Annotated in this window: 16 protein-coding genes; all 16 read left to right on the top strand. The window is 68.0% G+C overall.

The window, feature by feature from the left end; all coding sequences use genetic code 11:
* The first annotated feature begins 134 nt into the window (after window positions 1-134).
* Window positions 135-1,103, top strand: coding sequence for a dipeptidase (locus DB032_RS10875; protein ID WP_107799500.1), 969 nt, complete (start codon window positions 135-137; stop codon window positions 1,101-1,103).
* 250 nt (window positions 1,104-1,353) lie between these two features.
* Window positions 1,354-2,415 carry a phosphorylcholine phosphatase gene (locus tag DB032_RS10870; RefSeq protein WP_107799499.1) on the top strand — a complete coding sequence of 354 codons (1,062 nt, stop codon included), beginning with the start codon at window positions 1,354-1,356 and terminating at the stop codon, window positions 2,413-2,415.
* A gap of 209 nt (window positions 2,416-2,624) precedes the next feature.
* Entirely contained in the window at window positions 2,625-3,473 is an 849-nt protein-coding gene (locus tag DB032_RS10865) for a glycine betaine ABC transporter substrate-binding protein (protein WP_107799498.1), read from the top strand.
* 326 nt (window positions 3,474-3,799) lie between these two features.
* A complete protein-coding gene (locus DB032_RS10860) occupies window positions 3,800-4,333 on the top strand; it encodes a DUF5943 domain-containing protein (protein WP_107799497.1) in 534 nt (177 codons plus the stop codon).
* Window positions 4,334-4,614: 281 nt separating this feature from the next.
* Complete coding sequence (locus DB032_RS10855; RefSeq protein ID WP_107799496.1) at window positions 4,615-6,675, top strand: NADH:flavin oxidoreductase; 2,061 nt, start codon at window positions 4,615-4,617, stop codon at window positions 6,673-6,675.
* A gap of 1 nt (window position 6,676) precedes the next feature.
* The gene (locus DB032_RS10850) at window positions 6,677-8,632 is read left to right on the top strand and encodes a DUF3483 domain-containing protein (protein ID WP_107799495.1); all 1,956 of its coding nucleotides are present in this window, start codon (window positions 6,677-6,679) and stop codon (window positions 8,630-8,632) included.
* A complete protein-coding gene (locus tag DB032_RS10845; protein ID WP_107799494.1) occupies window positions 8,629-9,726 on the top strand; it encodes an electron transfer flavoprotein subunit alpha/FixB family protein in 1,098 nt (365 codons plus the stop codon). The genes DB032_RS10850 and DB032_RS10845 overlap by 4 nt, the downstream gene beginning before the upstream one ends.
* Window positions 9,723-10,127: a hypothetical protein gene (locus DB032_RS10840; RefSeq protein WP_233246683.1), complete on the top strand. Its 405-nt coding sequence runs from the start codon at window positions 9,723-9,725 to the stop codon at window positions 10,125-10,127. The genes DB032_RS10845 and DB032_RS10840 overlap by 4 nt, the downstream gene beginning before the upstream one ends.
* Window positions 10,128-10,363: 236 nt before the next feature.
* A complete protein-coding gene (locus DB032_RS10835) occupies window positions 10,364-11,536 on the top strand; it encodes an aromatic ring-hydroxylating dioxygenase subunit alpha (RefSeq protein WP_233246682.1) in 1,173 nt (390 codons plus the stop codon).
* Window positions 11,529-12,644 (top strand): FAD-binding oxidoreductase, encoded by a 1,116-nt coding sequence (locus tag DB032_RS10830; RefSeq protein ID WP_107799493.1) that lies wholly within the window; start codon window positions 11,529-11,531, stop codon window positions 12,642-12,644. The genes DB032_RS10835 and DB032_RS10830 overlap by 8 nt, the downstream gene beginning before the upstream one ends.
* 443 nt (window positions 12,645-13,087) lie before the next feature.
* Window positions 13,088-14,134 carry a glycine betaine/L-proline ABC transporter ATP-binding protein gene (locus tag DB032_RS10825; RefSeq protein ID WP_107799492.1) on the top strand — a complete coding sequence of 349 codons (1,047 nt, stop codon included), beginning with the start codon at window positions 13,088-13,090 and terminating at the stop codon, window positions 14,132-14,134.
* A gap of 80 nt (window positions 14,135-14,214) precedes the next feature.
* The gene (locus tag DB032_RS10820; RefSeq protein WP_107799491.1) at window positions 14,215-15,078 is read left to right on the top strand and encodes a proline/glycine betaine ABC transporter permease; all 864 of its coding nucleotides are present in this window, start codon (window positions 14,215-14,217) and stop codon (window positions 15,076-15,078) included.
* A 118-nt stretch (window positions 15,079-15,196) separates the two neighbouring features.
* A complete protein-coding gene (locus DB032_RS10815) occupies window positions 15,197-16,183 on the top strand; it encodes a GlxA family transcriptional regulator (protein ID WP_107799490.1) in 987 nt (328 codons plus the stop codon).
* A 135-nt stretch (window positions 16,184-16,318) separates the two neighbouring features.
* Window positions 16,319-17,257, top strand: coding sequence for a choline ABC transporter substrate-binding protein (locus tag DB032_RS10810; protein ID WP_107801816.1), 939 nt, complete (start codon window positions 16,319-16,321; stop codon window positions 17,255-17,257).
* A 131-nt stretch (window positions 17,258-17,388) separates the two neighbouring features.
* Window positions 17,389-18,582, top strand: coding sequence for a formaldehyde dehydrogenase, glutathione-independent (gene fdhA / locus DB032_RS10805; RefSeq protein WP_107799489.1), 1,194 nt, complete (start codon window positions 17,389-17,391; stop codon window positions 18,580-18,582).
* Between the two features lie 151 nt (window positions 18,583-18,733).
* Complete coding sequence (locus DB032_RS10800) at window positions 18,734-19,225, top strand: hypothetical protein (RefSeq protein ID WP_146176646.1); 492 nt, start codon at window positions 18,734-18,736, stop codon at window positions 19,223-19,225.
* The last annotated feature ends 27 nt before the right edge of the window (window positions 19,226-19,252 follow it).

Genomic DNA, 19,252 nt, shown 5'->3' with positions numbered 1-19,252 from the left:
TTTCGCTCGTTTTCGCCTTGTCTCACCTTAGCTCGCGAGATCGTAAACAGGCTCTTGGAAGTTATTCAAGGTTCGCGGCGCTGCGGCGGGATAGTTGGACCGAGGCGTGGACAAGAAGCTAGAAGGAGATGGCAATGGATTTGCACGCAGACGCGCTGGTGATAGACGGACTGATCATCGCCAAATGGGCGCGGCCGGTGTTCGAGGACATGCGCCGCGGCGGCTTGAGCGCCGCCAATTGCACCGTGTCGGTGTGGGAGGGCTTTCAGGACACCGTGAACAATATCGCCGAGATGAAAGGGCTGATCCGCGAGCACGGCGATCTCTTGACCCTGGTGCGCGGCGTCGAGGATATCCGCCGCGCCAAGGCGGAGGGCCGCACCGGCGTCATCCTGGGTTTTCAGAACGCCCACGCCTTCGAGGACAGGCTGGAGTCCGTCGACGCCTTCGCCGACATGGGCGTGCGCGTGGTGCAGCTGTGCTACAACACGCAAAACCTGATCGGCACCGGCTGTTACGAACGCGATGGTGGCCTGTCCGGCTTCGGCCGCGAAGTCATTGCGGAAATGAACCGCGTCGGCATCATGGTGGACCTGTCCCATGTGGGCGGCCTGACTTCGCGCGAAGCCGTTCTGGAATCGAAAAAGCCGGTCTGTTACTCCCATTGCCTGCCCTCGGGCCTCAAGCCGCATCCGCGCAACAAGAGCGACGAGGAGCTGCGCTTCATCGCCGATCACGGCGGCTTCATCGGCGTCACCATGTTTCCGCCCTTTCTGCGCCGCGGCATCGAAGCCACCGTGGACGACTACGTGGAAGCGATGGATTACGTGATCGCGCTGGTGGGCGAAGACTGCGTCGGCTACGGCACCGATTTCACCCAGGGCTACGATCAGGGCTTCTTCGACTGGATCACCCACGACAAAGGCCGGTATCGCCGGCTGACCGATTTCGGCACCATCCTCAACCCGGAAGGCATTCGCACCATAGGCGAAACGCCCAATCTGACCGCGGCGATGCAGCGGGCCGGCTGGCCTGAGCGCAAGATCCGCAAAGTGCTGGGCGAGAACTGGTTGCGGGTGTTCGGCGAGGTATGGGGGGCTTAGCCCCCTGGCCACAGCCCGGATCCCGCGTTGAGCCTCCTCGCGCGCAAGCGGCGCATGGGTATTTCTTAAGAGCCGTTCAAAGTCTCGCGAGCAAGGGCGAGACAAGGCGAAAACAAGCGAAAAAGCGGAATGTACACGTGGTACATGAGCATTTTGAGCTGGTTTTCAACGCCGTATCGCTGAAGCGCAGCAGACTTTGAACAGGTTCCAAGGTGGGCTCGCCGCATCCGAAGCATATTCAGGAGGACTTATGAAGCAAGTTAAAGTATTGGGGGCTTTGCTGTTGTCGGCCGCGCTTTGGACCCAGCCGGCGGCGGCGGAGACCGAGCTGAAGCACTGGCCGCCCAAGATCGCGGAACGGCTGAACGCCATGATCAAGGCCAATGCCCATAAGGGCGAATACGCGGTGTTCGACATGGACAACACCAGCTATCGCTACGATCTGGAAGAAGCGCTGCTGCCTTATATGGAGGCCAAGGGCTTGCTGAGCCGCGAGCGGCTGGACCCGTCCTTGAAGCTGATCCCCTTCCGCGACGAGCCGGACCGGCCGGAAAGCCTGTACAGCTACTATCTGCGGCTGTGCGAGATAGACGAACTGATCTGCTACCCCTGGGCGGCGCAGGTGTTTTCCGGACTGACGCTGCGCCAACTCAAGACCCAGGTGGACGCGCTGATGGCCAGCGGCGCCCCGGTGCCGGTCAGGTACTTCCATCAGGGCAAGCCGGTGGAGGGCAGCGTGCCGGCGCCGCGCGTGTTCACCGGCATGGTCGAGCTGTACGCCAAGCTGCAGGAGAACGGCATCGCCGTCTACGTGATGACCGCGGCCAGCGAAGAACTGGTGCGCATGGTGGCCAGCGATCCGCGCTACGGCTACCGAGCGCCGCCGCAGAACGTGCTGGGCGTCAACCTGCTGCTGAAAGACCGAACGAACGGCGCGCTGACCACCTCGCGTTTGCAGATCAAGCGCGGCGGCTATGAGCCGGAACGCAATCTGGACCTGGAACTGACCCCCTATCTGATGAACCCGATGACCTGGTACGAGGGCAAGGCCGGGACCATCCTGGGCTGGATAGACCAATGGCGCAAGCCGGTGCTGGTGGCCGGCGACACGCCGCAGTCCGATGGCTACATGCTGCTGAACGGCATCGACACGGCCAAGGGCGGCTTGCGGCTCTGGGTAGATCGCAAAGCGGGTTATTGGGATCGGATCCGCAGCTGGAGCCGGGAAGCGGCCAGGCAGCAGCGCAAGCTGGGCCAGCCGGCGACGGCGGACCGCAACTGGCTGGTGGTGAAGCCGGAGCAGATTCAATAAGCGCTGGAAGACGCGGAATGGGGCGCATGGGCATGCTCACGCCGCTGGCAAGCTTGTATCGCCGAAGCGCGGCAGACCTTGAACCGCTTTAGAACCGCTAACAAAACCTCGTAGAGACGCTGGACCAAGGCGCGCCGACGCAGGCAGTACCAGCAGGCGCAACGCAGGGTCGGGGGTTGGCTTAGCGGGTCTTAAGGGAGGAAACGAATATGTTGAGGCAATGGTGTTGCATCCTACTGCTGCTCTTGTGTGTGCCGGCCCGCGCGGCCGAGGCCACGCCCGGCAAACCGCTCATCAAGATCGGCTACGTCGAAGGCTGGGCGGACAGCGTGGTCACCACCCAGGTGGCGGCCCAGATCATTCGCGGCCGGCTGGGCCACCCGGTGGAGCTGATGCCGGTGGCCGCCGGCATCATGTGGCAGGGCGTGGCGCGCGGCGATCTGGACGCCACGCTGTCGGCCTGGCTGCCGGTGACCCAGGGCGCGTATTACCGGCAGTTCAAGGACAAGGTGCTAGACCTGGGGCCCAATTACGTCGACGCCCGCATCGGCCTGGTGGTGCCGGACTATGTGGCCGCCCGCGCCATAGGGGATCTCAACGCCGAGCGCGCGGCGTATCAGGGACGCATCGTCGGCATAGACGCCGGCGCCGGGGTGATGCAAAAGACCGAGGCGGCGATCAAGGCCTACCGGCTGAATTTGACGCTGATGCCCAGCTCCGGGCCGGGCATGACGGCGGAACTGGCGCGCGCGATCAACGCCCGCAAGCCCATCGTGGTGACCGGCTGGGTGCCGCACTGGATGTTCGCCAAATGGAAGCTGCGTTTTCTCGACGACCCGCAAAAAGTGTTCGGCGAGGCCGAGCACGTCAACAATGTGGCCCATCCCGGCCTGAGCGCCAAGGCGCCGCGGGTGCTGGCCTTCCTGCAGCGCTTCCGCTGGCGGCCGGAAGAGATCGGCCCGCTGATGCTGGCGGTGGAAACCGGCACCAAACCCGCGGCGGCGGCGGCCTCCTGGATTCGGGCCCATCCGGAGCGGGTGGCGGAGTGGGCGCCCTGAACCACTGCGCGTTCAATGTCATGCCTCCCCTTGGCGGACCGCGGTCCGCCTTTTTTGCGCCCGCGCCGCGAGGTGTCGGCAATGGGCAAAAACCGGTCGCGCCGACGGCTCCGGCCCGGAATGGCCTGCGGCAAGATGCCGGCAATGACGGGCTGCGCCCGACTTGCTCAGAGCCGGTTCACCGTCTGGCGAGCAAGGGCGAGACAAGGCGAAAACCGCTGAGGAAGCGGAAGGGTCATGCGGCATATGGGCATTCTGAAGCCGTACTCACCACGCCATGTCCGACGAAGCGCAGCAGACCTTGAACAGGTTCTCAGGAGAACGGCATGCAACCGCAACTTCCCATCGACGTGGACCCCGACAGCGGCGTCTGGCGCACCAACGGCCTGCCCATGTTGTACGTGCCGCGTCATTTCTTCATCAACAACCACTTGGCCATGGAGGCGGCACTGGGCCGTTACCAGTACGCGGACGCGCTCTACCAGGCCGGCCATCGCTCCGCCCACTTCTGGTGCGCCAGCGAGGCGGCCACCCACGGTCTGGCCGGCCTGGCCGTGTTCGAGCACTACCTGAGCCGGCTGTCCCTGCGCGGCTGGGGCCGCTTCCGCTTTTTGGAGGCCGACGTGGCCAGCGGCAACGCCCATATCCGGCTGGACCACTCCTGTTTCGTGCTGGCCCAGGGCGAGGCCGGCGCGCCGCAAAGCGAGCACATGGCCTGCTATCTGTTCGCCGGCTGGTTCGCCGGCGCGATGGACTGGGTGGGGGAAAGCCTGGGGCGCGACTACCGCACCGTCTGCCGCGAAAGCCAGTGCGCCGGGCAGGGCGCGCCGTACTGCGCGTTCACGGTCCATCCCTTGTAGTCAGGGTCTGTTGACGTATGTTTTACCGCTGCGTTCGTCCCCAGCCGGTGCGGCGCGCGAAGGCCGCCTCGCCGCAGTGTTATTCACTGCTAGAGGCGGTCGACAAAGCGAGGCACAGGCTGGGGACGAACCCGGAAGGCTGACCGAGGAAAGCCCTTTCTACGGCGTTGTCAGGCTTGGCCTTGGTTTACCAAAGCCTGCGCCCTTCGCCTTGTAGAGCGCACTTTTCTCGGTCAGCGCGGCGGGGAAAGCATACGTCAACAGACCTTTAGGAGCCGGCCATGTCTTACCCGCATTTGTTCGAACCCATCACCCTGAACCGGCTGACCTTGCGCAACCGCATCGTCAGCACCGCCCACGCCGAGGTCTACGCCGAAGCCGGCGGCCTGCCGGGCGAGCGCTACATCCGCTACTACGAAGAAAAAGCCAAGGGCGGTCTGGCGCTGGCGATTTGCGGCGGTTCCAGCCCGGTGTCCATCGACAGCCCGCAGGGCTGGTGGAAATCGGTGAACCTGGCCAGCGACGCGGTGATAGAGCCGCTGGCGCGGCTGGCGGAAGCCATGCACCGCCACGGCGCCAAGATCATGATCCAGGCCACCCACATGGGGCGGCGCTCCAGCTATCAAGGCGAACACTGGCCGCATCTGCTCAGCCCCTCCGGCGTGCGCGAGCCGGTGCACCGCGGCAACGCCAAGATCATGGAGACGGAGGACATCCATCGCGTGATCGCGGATTTCGCGCTGGCGGCGCGGCGGGTCAAGGCCGCCGGCCTGGACGGCATCGAAATCGCCGCCGCCCACCAGCACCTGATCGACCAGTTCTGGAGCCCGCGCACCAATCAGCGCGAGGACGAATGGGGCGGCAGCCTGGACAACCGGCTGCGCTTCGGCATGGAGGTGCTGCAGGCGGTGCGCGCCGAGGTGGGCGCGGACTTCTGCGTCGGCCTGAGAATGAGCGGCGACGAATTCCACGAAGACGGCCTCAGCCACGACATGCTCAAGGAGATTGCCGCCGCCATGTCCGAAACCGGGCTGATCGACTACCTGTCGGTGATAGGCTCCGGCGCGGACACCCACAACAGCCTGGCCAACTGCATGCCGCCGATGGCGCTGCCGCCCGAGCCTTTCGTGCATCTGGCCGCCGGCATCAAATCGGTGTCCAAGGTGCCGGTGATGCACGCGCAGAGCATACGCGACCCGGTGCAGGCGGAACGCATCCTGGCCGCCGGCATGGTGGACATGGTGGGCATGACCCGCGCCCACATGGCCGATCCGCATCTGGTGATCAAGATCCGGGACGGCAAGGAAGACCAGATCCGCCAGTGCGTGGGCGCCAATTACTGCATAGACCGCCAGTACTACGGCCAGGACGTGCTGTGCATCCAGAACGCCGCCACCAGCCGCGAGTCCACCATGCCTCATCTGATCTCCCGGGCGGCGCGGCCGCGCCGGGTGGCGGTGGTGGGCGCCGGGCCGGCCGGGCTGGAGGCGGCGCGGGTGGCGCGCGAGCGCGGCCACGAGGTGGTGCTGTTCGAGCGGCAGCCGCAGGTGGGCGGTCAGATCCTGCTGGCGGCGCGCGCGCCGCAGCGCGAACAGATGGCCGGCATCGTGCGCTGGCTGGACATGGAAACCCAGCGCCTGGGCGTGGACCGCCGGCTGGGCGCGGCGGCGGACCGCTCCATGATCATGGACGAGCGGCCGGATATCGTGGTGCTGGCCACCGGCGGCCGGCCGCACACCGGCCAGGTGCCGGCCTGGGGCGTGGCGGAGGGGCTGGCCGTCAGCAGCTGGGACATCCTGTCCGGCCAGGTGGAGCCGGCCCGCAACGTGCTGGTCTACGACGCGCTGAGCACTCACGCCGGCTTCGGCGTCGCCGACTATCTGGCCAGCCGCGGCAGCACGGTGGAAATCGTCACGCCGGACGTGAAGGTGGGCGACGACACCGGCGGCACCACCTTTCCCATCTTCTACCGCCGCCTGTACGCCCAAGGCATCATCCCCACCCCCAATGTCTGGCTGGAGGCGGTTTACGCCGAAGGCGACAAGAAAATCGCCGTGCTGCGCAACGAATACACCGAAGCGCTGGAAGAGCGGGCGGTGGACCAGGTGGTGATAGACAACGGCGTGCTGCCGGACGACGCCCTGTACGGGCAGCTGAAGCCCTTGTCGCGCAACCGCGGTCAGACCGATGTGCGGGCGCTGTTCGCCGCCGAGCCGCAGCCCTGTCTGGACTGGCCGCTGGCGGCCGGGGAATTCCTGCTGTTCCGCGTCGGCGACTGCGTTTCCATGCACAACATCCACGGCGCGCTCTACGACGCGCTGCGGCTGGCCAAGGATTTCTGACATGAGTTTTCCCTATCTCCTCAGCGGCCTGTTCTGGTTGGGCGCGCTGCTGCTGAGCGCCGGGCTGCTCCGGCGCGCGCGGCTGTGGCGGCGGGGGCGCGCCGCGCCGGCGTCCTGGCGCGGCCTGCTGGCCGCGCCCAAGCGTTACTTCGTGGACCTGCACCGCGTGGTGGCCCGCGATCCGGCCGCGGCGCGCGCCCATGTGGCGGCGGCCGGCGGCGGGACGGCGGCGCTGCTGCTGATCGCGCTCAATTACGGCCTGCTGCTGCATCAGCGCTGGCTGGACCTGCTGCTGGCGGCGTCGGCCGTTCTGATGCTGATCGGCGCGGCCTTGATGCGCGCGCGTCGCCGCGCGCCGCCGGCCCGGCTGTCGTTGGGAGAATGGCAGCGGCTGCCGGCGCGGCTGGCCTGTTTCGCGCTGGGCGCGCTGCTGGCGGCGGCGCTGGCCGGCGGCGAGGCCTGGCTGAGCGCCGCCGGGCAAGGGCTGGCCGCCGTCGCGCTGTCGCTGCTGGCCTTGGGCGGCGCGGAGCTGGCCCTGGGCATAGGCCTGGGCCGGCCGATGAAGCACGCGGTGGCCGGTTTGCTGCACCTGGCCTTCCATCCGCGCGCCGAGCGCTTCGCCGGCAAGTCCGCCGATCTGAAGCCCTTGAACCTGGCCGCCGGCGAGCTGGGCGCGGCGCGGGCGGCCGATTTCGCCTGGAACCGGCTGCTGTCCTTCGACGCCTGCGTGCAATGCGGTAAATGCGAAGCCGCCTGTCCGGCCTTCGCCGCCGGCCAGCCGCTCAATCCCAAGCGTCTGATCCAGGACCTGGTGGCGTCCATGGGCGGCGGCGGTCCGGCCTACGCCGGCAGCCCGCATCCGGGCCGGCCGGCGGCCGCGGCCGCGAGCGCGGACCGGGACATCGTCGGCGGCGCGTTGGCGGCGGACACCTTGTGGTCCTGCACCACCTGCCGAGCCTGCGTGGAAAACTGCCCGATGCTGATCGAGCACGTCGACGCGGTGATCGATCTGCGCCGGCACCTGACCCTGACGCGGGGCGAACTGCCGGGCAAGGGCGCGGCGGCGCTGGCCAATCTGCGCCATACCGACACCGTCGGCGGCCATCCGCTGCGCGCACGCTACCACTGGGCGGCGGACCTGGACCTGCCGCTGCTGCGGGAGGGCGAGTCCGTCGATTGGCTGTTGCTGGCGGGCGAGGGCGCTTTCGACATGCGCTATCAGCGCGCCTTGCGCGCCCTGCTGACCGTGCTCAAGGCCGCCGGCCTGCGCGTGGCGGCGCTGGGCGAAGCCGAGCGCGACTGCGGCGACCTAGCGCGCCGCCTGGGCGACGAGGCGGGTTTTCAGCGGCTGGCGCTGGCCAATATCGCCACGCTGGGCCGCTATCGCTTCAGCCGCATCGTCACGCCGGACCCGCATGTTTTTCATTGCCTGGCCAATGAGTACCCGGCGCTGGGCGGACATTACGAAGTCTGGCATCACAGCCGGCTGCTGGACCAACTGCTGGAGACGCGGGCGATCCGCGTGCGCTCCCGCGACTCGGCCGAGCCGCTGAGCTATCACGACCCCTGTTATCTGGGCCGCTACAACGAGGGCTACGGCGCGCCGCGCCGCGTGCTGGCCGGCATCGGCATCCAGGTGGTGGAGATGAGCCGCTCCGGCCGCGACGCTCGCTGCTGCGGCTGGGGCGGCGGGGCGGCCTTTACCGACGTGCCCGGGCCGCGCCGGATTCCGGACATGCGCATGGACGACGTCCGCGCCGCCGGCGCCGGCCGCGTCGCGGTGGCTTGCCCCAACTGCACCGCGATGCTGGAAGGCGTCAGCGGCGCGCGGGCGGAGGTGGTGGAATTGGCGGAACTGGTGGCGGAGCGTCTGGAGACCGGCCCGGAGGCCGGGCAAGAGCGGGGCGATGCGCGGCGCGCGGCGGCGCAAGGCCGGCTGGCGAAGGAGGAGGTATGAAGATGAAGCAGACCGCGCCGCGGGTGGATCCGCGCCGGCCCTGGGTGCGTTCGCCGGGCGGGCTCAAGCGCATCGTGCTGGGCGAGGACGGCGGCCTGCGCGACGCGCCGCCGGCGAGCGCGGCCAAGCTCAGGCCGCTGCGCAGCGCCGGGCCGTTCGATGGACGGCTGTTGGTGGTGGCGCACGCCGAGCGCGGTCAGCTGGACGAGGCGGCGCGCGAGGCCATCGCCGCCGCCGCCCTGCTGGCCGGCCCGCGCGAGGAGGTGCTGGCGGTCTTGTTCGGCATGGAAGGCTGCGCCGACGCCGAACTGGCGGAACTGGCCTTGGACCGCGTCTTGACGCCGGCCGATCCGGGCTTTGCGCCGGAAGCCAAGCTGGCCTTGTTGCGGCGGCTGTGGCGGCGGGAGCAACCGCGCCATGTGCTGTTCGCCGACCGCGGCGAGGACGCCGACCTGGGCCGGCGCTTCGCCTGCCGCGAGCGCCTGTCGGTACTGACCGACGTGGTGGAAATCGCCGCCGACGGCGTGCGCCGCCGCCGGCCGGGCGCGGGCTTCAGCGTGCATCCGCGCGCCCAGGCGCTCTTGCTCGCGCGCGGCGTGGCCGACGTCCGCCTGCCCTTCGTCGGGCGCGGGCTGCGGCAGGCTTGCGCGCCGGAGGCGGCGGCGGAGCGGGTGCGGGACCTGGGCGGCGTCGCCAGCCCGGCCTCGCAACTGGCGCTGGAAGAGGCGGACCTGATCCTGGCCGCCGGCAACGGGGTCAGCGACGTGCCGGCCTTCCTGCGGCTGGCGGAATCCATGGGCGCGGCGGTGGGCGCCTCGCGGGTGGCGGTGGACGACGGGCGTTTCCGCCGCGACCAGCAAGTGGGCGCCACCGGCCGCAGCGTGCAGGCCAGCGCCTATCTGGCGCTGGGCATTTCCGGCGCGGTGCAGCACCTGCAAGGCATCAAGGCCTGCCGCCATGTGATCGCGGTCAATCTGGACGCGGCCGCGCCCATGGTCAAGCGCGCGGACCTGAGCGTGATCGACGACTGCCAGTCCTTCATTCAGGCCTTGCAGGCCTTGCTGGAGCTTGAGAACAAGGAGGTCGGACCATGAGCGAGACGGCGCTTTCCGCCGGAACGGCGGCGAAAACGGCGGTGTTGGTGGCCCCGGCGCCGCATCCGGTCAGCGGGCGGCCCTGCGCCGGCCCGGGCGATCTGGCGGCGCTGGCGCTGGCGCGCCGGCTGGGCCGAGCCTTCGTCGTCTTGCACGCCGGGGACGCGGACAAGGAGGCGCTGGCCGACTACCTGGCCCAGGGCGCGGCGGCCATCGCCGTGTTGCAGCCGCCGGCGGACAGCGACCCGACGCCGGCGCTGATCGCCGCGCTGGGGTGCCCGCGCCCAGGCTGGAGCCGGCGCGGCGCGCGCGGGCGCTGGCGGCGCAGCGCGGCAGCGGCCTGGAGCGCCTGCTGGGGGCGATTGCCGGCGACGACGCGGCCGCCGGGGGGCGCGTCGTAAAACAGGGGGATTCCGTCGAGAAAGCGCAAGCGGTGCTGGATTACCTGCGTCAACATCGGCTCGTCGATTTTTGAGCCGCCCGCCATCAAAGGAGCGAGACATGTCCCACAGCGTCATTCCCTTCCCGGCAGCGACGATGGCCCCGCTGCGCGAACTGCTGGCCCGCCGCCGTCCCGGCCACAGTCTGGAAGCGCCGTTCTACCGCTCGCCGCNCGCCGTTCTACCGCTCGCCGCAGGTGTTCGAGGCCGATCTCGAATACATCTTCCGCCGCCACTGGATCTATGTCGGCGTCAGCGCGGAAATACCCGAACCGGGCGACTACCTGACCGTGGAGCTGGGGCGCGATCCCATCCTGATCCTGCGCGACGACGACATGGTCATACGCGCTTTTCACAATGTCTGCCGCCACCGCGGCTCGCGGCTGTGCGCCGAGCGTCAGGGCTCGGTGGGCAATCTGGTCTGCCCCTACCATCAATGGACTTACGACCTGTCCGGCCGGCTGATCTTCGCCGATCACATGGCGGACGGCTTCGACCCCTCGCATCACAGCCTCAAGCCGGTGGCGCTGAAAAATCTGGAAGGGCTGCTGTTCATCTGCCTGGCCGAGCGGCCGCCGGAGGACATCGACGAGATGATGGCGCGGATGGCGCCCTATATCGCGCCGCACCGCATCGACGATTGCAAGGTGGCGGCCCAGGTGGACATCGTCGAGGCGGGCAACTGGAAGCTGACCATGGAGAACAACCGCGAGTGCTATCACTGCACCGCCAACCATCCGGAGCTGACCGTCTCGCTGTACGCCTACAGCTACGGCTTCGCGCCCCGGGCCGAGCAGGCCTCCGGGCTGGCCGATTACCAGCGCGTCGTCGCCGAGCACCACGCGCGCTGGGAGGCCTGCGGTTTGCCCTCGGCCGAGATCGAGCGCCTGTCCGAGGTGTCCGGCTTCCGCGCGATGCGCATGCCGCTGGACCGCAAGGGCCAGTCCCAGACCGTGGACACCGGCGCGGCCTGTCGCAAGCTGCTGGGCGATCTGCGCGACCCGGCGTCCGGCGGCCTGTCGTTCTGGACCCAGCCCAACTCCTGGCACCATTTCATGGCCGACCACATCGTCACCTTCACCGCCTTGCCGCTGTCGGCGGAAAGCACGCTGGTGCGCACCACCTGGCTGGTGCGCAAGGACGCGGAAGAGGGCGTGGACTACGAGGTGGACAACCTCACCCGGGTATGGAAAGCCACCAATCAGCAGGACCGCCGGCTGGTGGAGGAGTCGCAGCGCGGCATCAACGGCTCCGCCTATCGGCCCGGTCCTTATTCGCCCTACACCGAGGCCTTGGTGGAGAAATTCACCCACTGGTACGCGCAGCGGCTGGGCGACGGCCTGGAGCGGGAACGGCGCGACCATGAATAGCGCGCCGCCGGCCAGCCCATTGGATGATCTCCCGTCAGCCGCCGACCTGCCGCTGTGGCGGGCCGGCGAGGACAGCCTGCTCGTCTGCGTTCAGGCGCGGGAGGAAACCCACGATGTCAAAACCTTCGTGTTCCGCGCCGAGCCGCCGCGCCGCTTCCCTTATCTGCCCGGCCAGTTCATCACGCTGGAACTGGACATCGACGGCGCCGCGGTCAACCGCTGTTACACGCTGTCGTCCACGCCCACCCGGCCGGACCGGGTGTCCATCACCGTCAAGCGCATTCCCGGCGGCGTCGTTTCCTCTTGGCTGCACGAGCATCTGCGCCCGGAAATGGCGCTGCGGGTCTTGGGGCCGGCCGGCGAGTTCAGCTATGCGCGCCACGCCGCTTCGCCCTATCTCTTTCTGTCCGCCGGCAGCGGCATCACCCCGCTGATGTCGATGACCCGGGCGCTGACCGATCTGGCCTCAGGCGCCGACATCCTGTTCGTGCACAGCGCGCGCTCGCCGCGCGACATCGTGTTTCGCAAGGAATTGAGCCTGCTGGCCAGCATCCACCCCACTTTCAGCCAGGCGGTGATTTGCGAAAACCGGGCGGGAGAGCCGGATTGGGCCGGCCTGATCGGCCGGCTGGACCGGACGCTGATCGAGCGCATGGCGCCGGATCTGCACGCGCGCCAGGTGTTCTGCTGCGGCCCCGCGCCCTATATGGCCGCAGTGCGCGAGCTGCTGCGCCAGTGCGGTTTCGACATGAGCCGCTATCACGAGGAAAGCTTCAATTTCGCCGAACTCAGCGCGGCGCCGCCGGACGAGGCGGTGCGGACGCCGCCGCCCGGCGTCGAAGGCCGCGGCTTCAATGTGCGCTTCGCCAAAACGGGGGACGATTTATCGGTGGCGCCGGGGCAGACGGTGCTGGCGGCGGCGCTGGCCAAGGGTATGCGCCTGCCGGCCTCCTGCACCCGCGGCGTGTGCGGCAGCTGCAAGAGCCGTCTGCTGGAAGGCCGGGTGGACATGCGGCACCAGGGCGGCATCCGGCCGCGCGAAGTGGAGCAGGGTTATTTCCTGCCTTGCTGCAGCCTGCCCTTGAGCGATCTGGTGGTGGATCGCTGAGCGCCTGTCCAAAGTCTCGCGAGCCAGGCTGAAACAAGGCGGAAACGAGCGAAAAAGCGGCATGTACAAGCGGCATTGCGCGTTTTGAGCGGGTACTCACCGTACAACGCTTCACGAGGCGCAGCCGTCTTTGACCGCTTCCGCGCGCGCGTCCGTCGCCTCCCTGTCCTTCACGCCTGCCCGGCCGCGGCCGGCGTTTTTGTTTTTGCCGCCGGCGGCGGATTGCGGTTTTTTTACGACACAGGCCGGCCGGGCCGGAGACGAAAGCCGGCGCTGGATTTGGCGGCCAGGCCTATGCCGGCCGGTTTTGCGCGCGGATGTCGGATTTGGACGGCTTGTTGTCGGAATACCCTTACTTGGCCCAGCCCTTCCTTCCTATCTTGAACCTTGATTTACATTAAACATTCTTCGAATTGTCAGCGGCCGCGCCGAAGGGAGCCGGGATGCAAACGATCAAGGTCGAGGTCAGAAACCTCCACAAGGTGTTCGGCGGCAAGCCGGCGGAAGTGATGTCCTTGCTGCGGGCCGGCGAGAGCAAGGACGAAGTGTTTCGGCGCACCGGGGCGGTGGTGGGCGTCAACGACGTGTCGTTCTCGGTGCGCGCCGGCGAAATCTTCGTGCTGATGGGCCTGTCCGGCTCCGGCAAATCCACGCTGATCCGCCTGATCAACCGCTTGCTGGAGCCCAGCGCCGGCCAGATCCTGCTGGACGGCCAGGACCTGACCCGGCTGTCGCCCAGGCAATTGGTGGCCTTGCGCCGCCGCGACATGAGCATGGTGTTCCAGAGCTTCGCGCTGATGCCGCACCGCACGGTGCTGGACAACGCCGCCTTCGGCCTGGAAGTGGCCGGCCTCGGGCGCAAGGCCCGCGAGGCGCGGGCGCGGGAAGTGCTGGAGCAAGTGGGGCTGGCCGCCTTCGCCGGCAAGTACCCGCATCAGCTCTCCGGCGGCATGCAGCAGCGGGTGGGCCTGGTGCGCGCGCTGGCGGTCAATCCCTCGCTGATGCTGATGGACGAGGCCTTCTCGGCGCTGGACCCGCTCAAGCGCGCCGAGCTGCAGGACTTGCTGCTGCAATTGCAGCGCGAGCAGCGCCGCACCATCGTCTTCGTCTCCCATGATCTGGAAGAGGCGCTGCGCATCGGCAGCCGCATCGCCATCATGGAGGGCGGCCGGCTGGTGCAGGTGGGCAGCCCGCGCGAAATCATCGAATGCCCGGCCGACGACTATGTGCGCAACTTCTTCAAGAGCGTGGACACCTCGCGCTATCTGCAGGCCAAGGATCTGATCGAAGCCGCGCCGCCGCCGCGCGCGACGGCCGCTCCGCACGTGGAGCCGTCCTGTAGCCTGTCCGATGTGCTGTTGCGGCTCCAGGGGCAGGCCGAACCGCTGCAGGTGCGCGACGACGACGGCCGCTGCCTGGGCGTGATCACCCCCAGCAGCGTGCTCAACAAGCTGTCCCAGCACCGCCCTAGCGCGGCCGCCCACCACTGAACCCCAACGGGCGTCGCCGGCGCGGGGGCGTGTGGCTCTCGCCGTCCTGAGCGCGTCCGGCGAGACGAGGAGCACGCCGCATGGCCGACACCAGTCCCCAGTCCCCGCTGCCGATAGGCAGCTGGGTCAACCAGATCATCCATTTTCTGCTGGAAAACAACGCCGGCGCCTTCGACGCCGTCGGCGGCGGCATCGACTGGTTCGCCACCCAGGTGGAGGCCTTGTTGCAGGGCGTGCCGCCATGGGCGCTGGCCGGCGTGTTCGCCGGCGTCGGCCTGTGGCGGCTGGGCTGGAAGTTCGCCGTCTTCGTCTGCGCGGCGCTGGGCCTGATCTGGGCCACCGGCTTCTGGAGCCAGACCGTCGCCACGCTGGCGCTGACCCTGTCCGCCACCTGCGTCAGCCTGATGCTGGGCGTGCCGCTGGGCATCTGCTGCGCGCGCTGGCGCTGGGTCAACGCCCTGGTGCGGCCGGCGCTGGACTTCATGCAGACCATGCCGGCTTTCGTTTATCTGATTCCCGCGGCAATGTTCTTCGGACTGGGGCGGGTGCCGGGCATCCTGGCCACGGTGGTGTTCGCGGTGCCGCCGGCGGTGCGCTTGACCAATCTGGGCATCCGCCAGGTGAACCGGGAGCTGGTGGAGGCGGGCAACGCCTTCGGCTGCACCTCTTGGCAATTGCTGTTCAAGGTGCAGCTGCCCATCGCGCTGCCGTCCATCATGGCCGGGGTCAATCAGACCATCATGATGGCGCTGTCCATGGTGATCATCGCCTCCATGGTGGGGGCCGGCGGCCTGGGCAACGATGTTCTGGCCAGCATACAGCGGCTGGACGTCGGCCTCGGTTTCGAGAGCGGGCTGGCGGTGGTGCTGCTGGCCATCATCCTGGACCGGATCACCGAAAGCTTCGGCCGCGCGCCGGAAGCGGGCGCCGCGGCCGACGGCTGAGGATGAAACAGGAGGAAACCAGGGACGAAACAATACCTGCGCAACGGTTTTCAAGGCCGGCTGCGAACCGCTTCGGAGCAGAACAACAATTCTTGCAACGCACACATTGGAGGTCGTGATGGGACCGCAACAGATCGCCTCGTTGTCGCATATCGCCTTTTTGCTGCTGGACCGGTTTTCAATGATCGCGTTCTCCAACGCGGTGGAGCCGTTGCGCATGGCCAACTACCTGTCGCGCAAGAAGCTGTACCGCTGGAGCCTGCTGTCGGCGGACGGCGAGCCGGTCAGCGCCAGCAACGGCCTGAGCCTGTCGCCGATCTCCGCGCCGGGCCCTCCGCAGCAGTACGACATGCTCATCGTCTGCGGCGGCTGCCAGGTGCGCGAGGCGGCCACCGACAAGGTGCAGGCGCTGATCCGCCGCTTCGCCGCCCAGGGCGTGCCGCTGGGATCGATCTGCACCGGCACCTTCGCGCTGGCCCGGGCCGGGGTGCTGAACGGCTACCGCTGCGCCATCCATTGGGAAAACCTGCTGTCCATCAGCGAGGAATTCCCCCGCACCCGCTTCACCTCGGACCTGTTTGTGCTGGACCGGGACCGCTTCACCTGTAGCGGCGGCACCGCGCCGCTGGATTTCATGTGCCATCTGATCCGCCACAAGGGCGGCAAGAGCCTGGCGGCCGACGTCTCGGTGCAATTCATCGTGGACCGGCTGCGTGACGACGGCGACCGCCAGCACATCCCGCTGCTGGCGCGCATCGGCACCGGGCACGAGGCCTTGCTGGACGCCGCCTTGTCGATGGAGAGCAATATCGAGAACCCGCGCTCGCTGGAACATCTGGCGGCGGAGCTGGGCGTGTCGCTGCGCCATCTGGAGCGCTTGTTCAAGCGTTATCTGAGCACCACGCCGGCGCAATACTATCTGGACCTGCGCCTGCGCCGGGCGCGCGAACTGCTGCTGCAAACCAATATGAGCGTGATGGAAGTCACCGTGGCCTGCGGCTTCCTGTCCTCCTCGCATTTTTCCAAGTCCTACCGCGGGCTGTTCGGCTACCCGCCCAGCCGCGAGCGGCAGCAATACCTGGTGGCGGCCGGGGCCATCGCCTGAACGCCTGTTCAAGGCCGGCCGCGCCTTGTCTCGTTCCGGCTCGCGAGACCTTGAACGGGTGCTGGAAACCTAATGGGCGGCGCGGCAGCGGCCGCCGGGCGGACTCTCGCCATCATCGCTGCCCGGGAGGAAGGGATGAATCGATTCAAAGCAATGTCCGCGGCGCTGCTGCTGGCCATCGCCGGCAGCGCGGCGGCACGGGAGCCGGCCGCCTGCCGCAATGTGCGTTTCGCCGATGTCGGCTGGACCGACATCGCGGCCACCACCGGCATGGCCAGCGTGGTGTTGGAGGCGCTGGGCTACCGCCCCAGCGTGACCATGGCCTCGGTGCCCATCGCCTTCTCCGGGCTCAAGAGCCGGCAGATCGACGTGTTCCTCGGGTATTGGAGCCCGTCGATGACGCCGCTGATCGAACCCTATCTGAAAGCGGGCCAAATCAAGGTGCTGACCGAGCCCAATCTGAGCGGGGCCAAATACACGCTGGCGGTGCCGGACTACGTGGCCGCCGCCGGCCTGCGGGATTTCAAGGACATTGCCCGTTTCAAGGCGCAGCTGGACGGCAAGATCTACGGCATTGAAGCCGGCAACGACGGCAACCGCCTGATCGACGACATGATCCGCAAGCAACAGTACGGCTTGGGCGGCTTCAAGCTGGTGGAGTCCAGCGAGGCCGGCATGCTGGCCGAACTGGAACGCGCCGAGCGGCGGAAGAAATGGATGGTATTCCTGGCCTGGGAGCCGCACCCGATGAACGTCAGGCACAAGCTGCGCTATCTGTCCGGCGGCGACGCGGTGTTCGGCCCCAATTTCGGCGCGGCCAGGGTCTTCACCGCGCTGCCGCCGGATTACGAAGCGCGTTGCGCCAATGTCGGCCGCTTGCTGCGCAATCTGCGCTTCAGCACCGATATGGAAAACCGGGTGATGGGGCCGATCATGGACAAGATCAGGCCGGAGGTGGCGGCGCGGGAGTATTTGAAAAAGAACCCGGCGGTGCTGACGAGCTGGCTGGCGGGAGTGGACACCTTCGACGGCCGGCCTGGGCTGAGCGTCGTCGGCCAGGCGCTGGCGCGCTGAGAACCTGTTTACGATCGTGGCGCGTTTGATCGCAAAGGGGTCGCTTTGACTCAAGGCCGGCGTCGCTTTCTTTCCTAGCATCGGGAGCTGATGTCGCCGGTATCCGCCGGCGCGGCAGCGAGGAGACGATGATGACAGGCAATCGCGGAGTGGTGTACCTGGCGCCGGGCCAGGTGGAAGTGCGCTCCATACCCTTTCCGGAACTGGCGTCCCCGGCCGGGCGCAAGCTCGGCCACGGCGTCATTCTCAAGGTGCTGAGCACCAATATCTGCGGCTCGGACCAGCATATGGTGCGCGGCCGCACCACGGCGCCGGCCGGTCTGGTGCTGGGGCATGAAATCACCGGCGAGGTGATAGAGACGGGCGGCGATGTGGAAACGCTGCGCATCGGCGATCTGGTGTCGGTGCCGTTCAATGTGGCGTGCGGACGCTGCCGCTGCTGCAAGGAGCAGGATACCGGCGTGTGCCTGTCGGTGAACCCGGCGCGGGCCGGCGGCGCTTACGGCTACGTCGACATGGGCGGCTGGGTGGGCGGCCAGGCGGAATACGTGATGGTGCCTTACGCCGACTTCAACCTGCTGAAATTTCCGGACCGGGATCAGGCGCTGGCCAAGATCCGAGACCTGACCTGCTTATCCGACATCCTGCCCACCGGCTATCACGGCGCGGTGTCGGCCGGCGTGGGGCCGGGCAGCACGGTCTACGTGGCCGGCGCGGGTCCGGTGGGCTTGGCGGCGGCGGCTTCCGCGCGCTTGCTGGGCGCGGCGGTGGTCATCGTCGGCGACGTCAATCCGGCGCGGCTGGCCCATGCCCGCGCCGTCGGCTTTGAAACCGCGGATCTGTCGCAGGACGCGACGCTGGGCGAGCAGATCGCCGCCATCCTGGGCGTTCCGGAGGTGGATTGCGCGATCGACGCCGTCGGTTTCGAGGCGCGCGGCCACGGCCACGCCGCCTCGCGGCAGGAGGCGCCGGCCACCGTGCTCAACGCCTTGATGGAAGTGACGCGCGAGGCCGGGCGCATCGGCATTCCCGGGCTCTACGTGACCGACGACCCCGGCGCGGTGGACGAGGCGGCCAAGCAGGGCAGCCTGTCGGTGCGCTTTGGCCTGGGCTGGGCCAAGTCGCACAGCTTCTTCACCGGCCAGACTCCGGTGATGAAGTACAACCGCGCGTTGATGCAGGCGATTCTGTGGGACCGCATCCCCATCGCCGAAGTGGTGGGCGTGGAGATCATCAGCCTGGACAACGCGCCCAGGGGCTACGCCGAGTTCGACGGCGGCGCGCCGAAGAAATTCGTCATCGATCCGCATGGGCAGTTGCGCTAGCCTACTCTGTTGGCTGGGCATGGGCGGCCTGGTCCTGGACGCGCAGGCTTGGGATGCGTCCGCGACCAGCCCGCTGCCCGGCGGCATCGCGCCGAGGCAGCGCATTGTGGCGCCCAGGGCGAGCCTGGGTCCCGGGCTGCCGTCAACGTCCTTGACGAGAGACGTCTCTCCGCCGGAGGACGAAGCCGCGCTGCTCTCCGGCGCCTGCCGGAACCGCCACTTGAACCCCGAGGCGATTCGGGCGCATGCTAAATCCCGGCTCAGCGACATCAGCGCCAGCGAGTTGAGCGCTTACCGCCTTGAAGGCATCGTGCCGCAGGGGCCGAACCGGCGCGGGCCCTGGAGCAGCTTCGACTGGGTGTTCACCCGGCCCGACGGCGTGTTGCTGGTGTTGAGCGAATGGGATTTCGTCGCCGACGGCGGCGGCGTGCTGGCGCTGCGGGAAGACATGAATATGAGCGTGCGGGGCCATCCGGCCCGTTTTCAGCTCAGGAGCACGCCCTCCGGCAAGCCGGTGTCCGAGCTGAGCTGGGCCAGCCGGCAAAAGCTTTACAGCCTCAAAGTATGGGACGAGGTCGGCCCCGATGCGCGGCAAACCTATAATTCGGCTTGGCTGCTGCGTTTGGCCGAGCAGATCAGGTAAGCGAAGCGGGGGCCTGCTTGCACTCAC

The sequence above is a fragment of the Chromobacterium sp. Panama genome (assembly GCF_003052555.1).
Lineage (GTDB): Bacteria > Pseudomonadota > Gammaproteobacteria > Burkholderiales > Chromobacteriaceae > Chromobacterium.
This window is presented reverse-complemented; position numbering and strand designations above follow the sequence as displayed.